The following is a 7031-nucleotide window of genomic DNA, read 5'->3' on the forward strand; positions in this document are numbered from 1 at the left end:
CCCCGGGCTTGCTGTCCAGGCGCTACGGCAGGCCCTCGACCACGATGAGAGTCACCTCGTCGTCGCCGACATCGACTGGGACCGGTTCGCCCCGATCTACACCCTGGCCCGGCCACGGCCGCTGCTCGCCGCGCTCCCCGACGCCCACCCGACAATCGAACCGGCCGCCCCGGTCGCCACCACCGTCGACCTCGCCGGGCGGCTCGCCGCGATGCCGGCACCGGACCGTCTGGACACCGTCATCGCGCTGGTCCGCGACCAGGTCGCCGCAGTACTCGGGTACGCCTCCGGCGCGGACGTCGAACCGGAGCGGGCGTTCAAGGAAGCCGGCTTCGACTCGTTGACCGCCGTCGAGCTCCGGAACCAACTCGCCTCGGAGACCGCGCTGCGGCTGCCCGCCACGCTGGTCTTCGACTACCCGACCCCGGTCGAACTGGCCCGGCACCTGCTCACGGAGCTGGTGCCCGCCGATGCGGGGGGCGTCAGCCTACTCGACGACCTTGACCGACTCCAGGCAGCATTGTCCATGATGGACGCGAAGACGGTGGCGGCCCTCGACGAGAACCTCCGTGCCGGGGTGGGGGAGCGGCTCAGGGCCCTGCTGGCGACCTGGACCGCTGATCAACGCCCGGCCGAGGTCGTCAGCGTGACCGAGGACCTCGACAACGCCTCCGACGACGACCTCTTCGAATTCATCGACAGCAAGTTCGGCACCTCATGATCCGTCCGCTGTGCCGGCCCCGTCCACGAATGGGTTCCTGATGTCCAACGAACAGAAGCTTCGTGACTACCTGCGGCGGGTAACGGCCGACCTGCACGAGACCAGCGAGCGGCTCCGCGACATGGAGGAGCGTGCCGCCGAGCCCATCGCCATCGTCGGCATGGGCTGTCGCTACCCGGGCGGGGTGGATTCCCCCGAGGCGCTGTGGGACCTCGTCGCGGCCGGCACCGACGCCATCGCTGGCATGCCCACCGACCGGGGCTGGGACCTCGACCGGCTCTACGACCCGGACCCGGAGCATCCGGGCACCAGCTACACCCGGCACGGCGGCTTCCTCTATGACGCCGCCGACTTCGACCCGACGTTCTTCGGTATCTCGCCCCGTGAGGCTGCCGAGATGGACCCGCAGCAGCGGCTGTTCCTGGAGACGTCCTGGGAGGCGCTGGAGCGGGCCGGCATCGACCCGCTGGCGCTCAAGGGTAGCCCCACCGCCGTGTTTACCGGCGTTGCCTACCACGACTACCCGAACAGCTGGGGCGCCGGCAGCATCGTCTCCGGCCGGCTGTCCTACACCCTCGGCCTGGAAGGCCCGGCGGTCACCGTCGACACCGGCTGCTCGTCCTCACTGGTCGCTCTGCACTGGGCCTGCCAGTCGCTGCGGTCCGGGGAGGCCTCCCTCGCCGTCGCCGGTGGCGTCACCGTGATCGGCACCCCCGACGCCTTCGTCGAGTTCTCCCGGCAACGGGCGCTGTCCTTCGACGGCCGATGTAAGTCGTTCGCTGACGGCGCCGACGGCACCGGCTGGGCCGAGGGCTCCGGTGTGCTGGTGCTGGAGCGGCTCTCCGACGCCCGGGTTGACGGCCATCCTGTCCTTGCCGTCATCCGGGGCTCCGCGACCAACCAGGACGGCGCGTCCAACGGGCTCACCGCTCCGAACGGCCCCTCCCAGCGGCGGGTCATCCGGGCCGCGCTGGCCAACGCCCGGCTGTCCGCGCAGGACATCGACGCGGTCGAGGCACACGGCACGGGCACGCGGCTCGGCGACCCGATCGAGGCGCAGGCGCTCTTCGCCACGTACGGCAAGGACCGTGCCGCCGACCGGCCACTCTGGCTCGGTTCGCTCAAGTCCAATATCGGTCACGCACAGGCCGCTGCCGGAGTCGGCGGGGTGATCAAGATGGTGCAGGCGATGCGGCACGGCGTGCTACCCCGCACCCTGCACGTTGACCAGCCCAGCAGTGAGATTGACTGGTCTCCGGGCACGGTGCGCCTGCTGACCGAGCCGCTTGACTGGCCGCAGACCTCTCGGGCCCGCCGCTGCGCGGTCTCCTCCTTCGGCATCAGCGGCACCAACGCCCACGTCGTGTTGGAGGAGGTGCCCCCGGCCGAGGAGGACGAGCAGCCGGCCGCCCCGGCGGTACTGCCGTGGGTACTCTCCGGACACACCGACCGGGCACTGCCCGCCCAGGCCGAGCAACTGCTCTCCCACCTGGATCACGAGCAGGCCGACCTCGTCTCGGTGGGCCGTACGTTGGCCGGCCGGGCCCGACTCGACCACCGGGCGGTGGTGCTTGGTGAGGACCTGCCCCGGCTGCGCGCCGCGCTCACCGCGGTCGCCGCCGGCCAGCCGTCTCCGACCGCGGTCACCGGCACCGCCGACGCCGCCGGCCGGGTCGTCTTCGTCTTCCCTGGTCAGGGCACCCAGTGGGCCGGCATGGCCGCCGCCCTGCTGGATTCCTCGCCCGTCTTCGCCGAGCAGATGCGGCGCTGCGCCACCGAGTTGCGCGCCTACGTCGACTGGGACCTGCTCGACGTGGTGCGCGGCGTACCCGGCGCGACCTCCCTGGAGTGGGTGGACGTCGTCCAACCCGCCCTCTGGGCGATGATGGTCTCCCTCGCCGCCACCTGGCGCGCGTACGGCGTCGAACCGGACGCGGTGGTCGGTCACTCGCAGGGCGAGATCGCCGCCGCCTGCGTGGCTGGGTCGCTCTCCCTCGCTGATGGGGCGCGGGTGGTCACCCTGCGCAGCCGCGCCATCGGTGCGGAGCTGGCCGGTCGTGGTGGGATGGTCTCTGTCGGGCTCTCCGCCGACCAGGCGCAGGAACGGATCGCTCAGTGGGCGGGGGACATCTCCCTCGCTGTGGTCAACGGCACCGGCTCGGTGGTGGTCTCCGGTACCCCGCAGGCGCTGCGTGAACTCGTCGCCGCGCTTACCGAGGAGGGGGTGCGGGTCAAGGAGGTGGCCGTTGACTACGCCTCCCACTCGGCGCAGGTGGAGGCGCTGGAACACCGGCTGTTGGAGGACCTGGCAACGATCAACCCCCGTACCGGGACGATCCGGATGTTCTCCACGGTCACCGGCGACTGGATCGACCCGGCCACCCTCGACGCCCGCTACTGGTACGAGAACCTGCGCAACACGGTCCGGTTCGACCCGGCGATTCGCACGCTCGCCGAACAGGGGTGGACCGCGTATGTGGAGGTCAGCCCACATCCCGTGCTCGGCATGGGGATGCAGGAGACGCTGGAGTCGGTGGACCGCCCGGTGGTGGTCACCGGCACCCTGCGACGCGATGACGGCGGCTTGGACCGGATGCTCACCTCACTGGCCGAGCTGCACGTGCGCGGCGTCGACGTGGACTGGGCCACCGCCCTGCCCGGCACCCACCGGGCGGAGCTGCCCACCTACGCCTTCCAACACCAGCGCTACTGGATCGAGCCGACCGCCGCCCCGACCGTCACCGGAGCCGATGCCGGATTCTGGGACGCCGTCGAACGCGCCGACGTTGACGCCCTCGCCGACGGTCTCGCCGTCAACGCCGAGATTGTCGGCGAGGTGCTGCCCGGCCTGACGTCGTGGCGGTCCCGGCAGAACGCCTCCGCCACGGTGGACGGCTGGCGGTATCGGGTGGTGTGGCGCTCCACCGACCTGCCCGCCGGCGGGGAGTTGGCCGGTGCCTGGTGGCTCGTCGTACCGGCGACGTTGACCGACGACGCACGGGTACGGGCCCTCACCGACGGCTTGGCCGCCCGGGGCGCCGAGGTGGTCACGGTCACCGGCGTTGGGCTGCCGGCCGGGGAACACCCGGCCGGGGTGGTGTCCCTGCTCGCCCTCGACGGTACCCCGGACGACACCGACGCCGGCCTCTCCGCCGGCGTCACCGCCACCGTGTCGCTGGTACACGCCCTGGCTGCCGCCGATTTCACCGGCCGGCTGTGGTGCGTCACCTCCGGTGGCGTCGGCGTCGATCGGTTCGAGGACCTGCCGCACCCCGCGCAGGGCGCCCTCTGGGGTCTGGGTACTGTGCTCTCCCTCGACTACCCCGACTGGTGGGGTGGCCTGGTCGACCTGCCCATGGACTGGACCGACGTCCACGTTGAGCGGCTCGTGGACGCGTTCGCCGATGGGGGCGAGGATCAGGTCGCTGTCCGTACTGCCGGAGTCTTGGCCCGGCGGATGGTCCGTTGGCCCGCCCCTGGCACCCCTGATCGGCGCTGGCGGCCTACCGGCACGGTCCTGGTGACCGGTGGTACCGGTGGTATTGGCGGGCATGTCGCGGAGTGGTTGCTCGCCGATGGCGCGGATCGGGTGGTGTTGGCCAGTCGGCGGGGGATGGACGCTCCGGGTGCGGCGGATGTGGTGTCCCGGCTTCCAGGTGTTGAGGTTGTTGCTTGTGATGTGGCTGATCGCGAGGCGGTTGCTGGGTTGTTGGCCGATCTGGGTGAGGACCTGACCGCGGTCTTCCACGCTGCCGGCGTGTTGCGTCCGGAGGTGCCGTTGGGTGAGACCGGTCTCGATGAGTTTGTTGATGTGTGTCGGGCCAAGGTGCTTGGTGCGGTGCATTTGGATGCGTTGTTGGCTGACCGGCCGTTGGCGGCGTTTGTGTTGTTCTCCTCCGGAGCGGCGGTGTGGGGTAGTGCGGGGCAGGCCGGTTACGCCACCGCGAATGCGTATCTTGACGTGTTGGCGCACCGGCGGCGGACCCGCGGGTTGGTCGCCACCTCCATCGCCTGGGGCAGTTGGGGTGGCGGCGGCATGGCCGGCGGCGAGGTCGGCGCGCACCTCGACCGGCTGGGTGTCGGCGTCATGGAACCCCGACTCGCTGTCCAGGCGCTACGGCAGGCCCTCGACCACGATGAGAGTCACCTCGTCGTCGCCGACATCGACTGGGACCGGTTCGCCCCGATCTACACCCTGGCCCGGCCACGGCCGCTGCTCGCCGACCTTCTCGACGCCGTCGCCGAAACCTCCGATGCCACCGACGCGCCGTCGTCCTCGGCGCTCGCCGACCGGCTCGCCGCAATGCCCGAGGCCGAGCAGCGCGTACTGCTGCTTGACACGGTCCGCACAAACGTGGCCGCCGTCCTGGGATACGGCGACGCCGACCCGGTGGAACCGCGGCGTGCCTTCAAGGACCTCGGTATGGACTCGGTGACGGCCGTGGAGATGCGCAATCGGCTCAGCGCCGCCACCGGCCTCCGGCTCTCCGCGACCCTGGTCTTCGACCACCCCAACGCGGTCGCCCTCGCCGACCAGCTCCGCGCCGAACTCGGATACACCGGCGACACCGCCGGCGGCCTGCTCGCCGAACTGGACCGGCTCGAGGCCACCGTCACGGGTCTGGCGCCGGAGGAGATCGAGCGGAACCGGGTGACCGTCCGGCTCCAGTCGATGCTGGCGAAGCTCAACGAGACCCTCAGCACCACCGCGGGCGCCACCCTGGTCGACCGCCTTGAGGCGGCCTCCGCCGACGATGTGTTCAACCTGATCGACAAGGAACTCGGGATGACCTGAGCCGCCACCGCGCCCCCCCGGAACGTGTCCCGCTGGCAACGAGTTTGGTGAGGTTCAGATGGCGAACGAAGAGAAGCTCCTTGACTATCTGAAGCGGGTCACTGCTGATCTGCACCGCACTCGGGAACGGCTGCGCGAGGTCGAGTCGCAGGAGCAGGACCCGATCGCGATCATCGGGATGGCCTGCCGTTATCCGGGCGGGGTCAGCTCGCCCGAGGAGCTGTGGCGGCTGGTCGTCGACGGCGTCGATGCCATCGGTGACTTTCCGACCGACCGGGGCTGGGACACCACAGCCCTCTACGACGCCGACCCAGACACCGCCGGTAGCAGCTATGTCAGGCAGGGCGGCTTCGTCCACGACGCCGCCAAGTTCGACGCTGAGTTCTTCGGCATCTCGCCCCGCGAGGCATTGGCCATGGACCCGCAGCAGCGGCTGGTGCTGGAGACGAGCTGGGAGGCGTGCGAGCGGGCCGGCATCAACCCCGACTCGCTGCGCGGTGGCCCCGTCGGCGTCTTCGTCGGCTGCGGCGGCCAGGACTACTGGGACCGGCTTACGGTGCTACCCGAACCCGTCGAGGCCTACATGAGCACCGGCAACGCCGGTGCGGTCATCTCCGGGCGGGTCGCGTACAGCCTAGGGCTGGAGGGACCCGCCGTCACCGTCAACACCGCGTGCTCGTCGTCGCTGGTCGCCCTGCACCTGGCCGCGCACGCGCTGCGTCAGCGGGAGTGTGGCCTGGCGCTGGCCGGTGGCGTGACCGTCATGTCGACCCCCGGTGCGTTCGTCGCCTTCAGCCGGCAGCGTGGCCTGGCCTCCGACGGCCGCTGCAAGCCCTTCTCCGATGACGCCGATGGCACCGGCTGGGGTGAGGGAGTCGGCATGCTGCTGCTGGAACGCCTCTCCGACGCCCAGCGCAACGGCCACCCGGTACTCGCCGTCATCCGCGGTTCGGCCATCAACCAGGACGGCGCGTCCAACGGCCTGACTGCGCCGAACGGGGTGGCCCAGCAGCGGGTCATTCGTCAAGCCCTCGCCAACGCCGGGCTCTCCTCCACCGACGTCGACCTGGTCGAGGCGCACGGTACCGGCACCACCCTCGGTGACCCGATCGAGGCGGAGGCGCTGATCGCCACGTATGGTCACGACCGGCCGGCGGATCGGCCGCTCTGGTTGGGCTCGGTGAAGTCCAATATCGGCCACGCCCAAGCCGCCGCCGCCGTCAGCGGCGTGATCAAGATGGTGCTGGCGTTGCGCAACGGCGTGCTGCCCAAGAGCCTGCACGTATCGGAACCCTCCTCGCATGTGGACTGGTCGGCCGGCACGGTGCAGCTGCTCACCGAGGCGCGGCAGTGGCCGGACCACGGCCAACCGCGGCGGGGTGGGGTGTCGTCGTTTGGCGTGAGTGGCACCAATGCCCACGTGGTGCTGGAGCAGGCTCCGGTGGTTGGTGTTGGTGAGTCGGTGGGGGTGGTGGGGTCGTCGGTGGTGTTGTGGCCGTTGTCGGGTCGGTCGGT

At 70.8% G+C, this 7031-nt stretch carries 3 protein-coding genes; all 3 read left to right on the forward strand.

Annotation, left to right across the window (positions count from 1 at the left end; genetic code table 11):
* Positions 1-721 (forward strand): phosphopantetheine-binding protein (locus SALPAC3_RS26315; protein ID WP_018223799.1); only part of this gene is annotated, 721 nt, incomplete at its 5' end.
* Between the two features lie 40 nt (positions 722-761).
* Positions 762-5516: a type I polyketide synthase gene (locus SALPAC3_RS0124470; protein ID WP_018223800.1), complete on the forward strand. Its 4755-nt coding sequence runs from the start codon at positions 762-764 to the stop codon at positions 5514-5516.
* 58 nt (positions 5517-5574) lie between these two features.
* On the forward strand, positions 5575-7031 hold a 1457-nt coding region (locus tag SALPAC3_RS0124475), incomplete at its 3' end, for a type I polyketide synthase (protein ID WP_018223801.1).

It is taken from the genome of Salinispora pacifica DSM 45544 (genome assembly GCF_000378845.1).
Taxonomy (GTDB): Bacteria; Actinomycetota; Actinomycetes; order Mycobacteriales; family Micromonosporaceae; genus Micromonospora; species Micromonospora pacifica.

What these genes read in the sequence shown, in the direction of transcription:
- SALPAC3_RS0124470 (WP_018223800.1), top strand. Translation starts at nt 762, where the DNA reads ATGTCCAACGAACAGAAGCTTCGTGACTACCTGCGGCGGGTAACGGCC.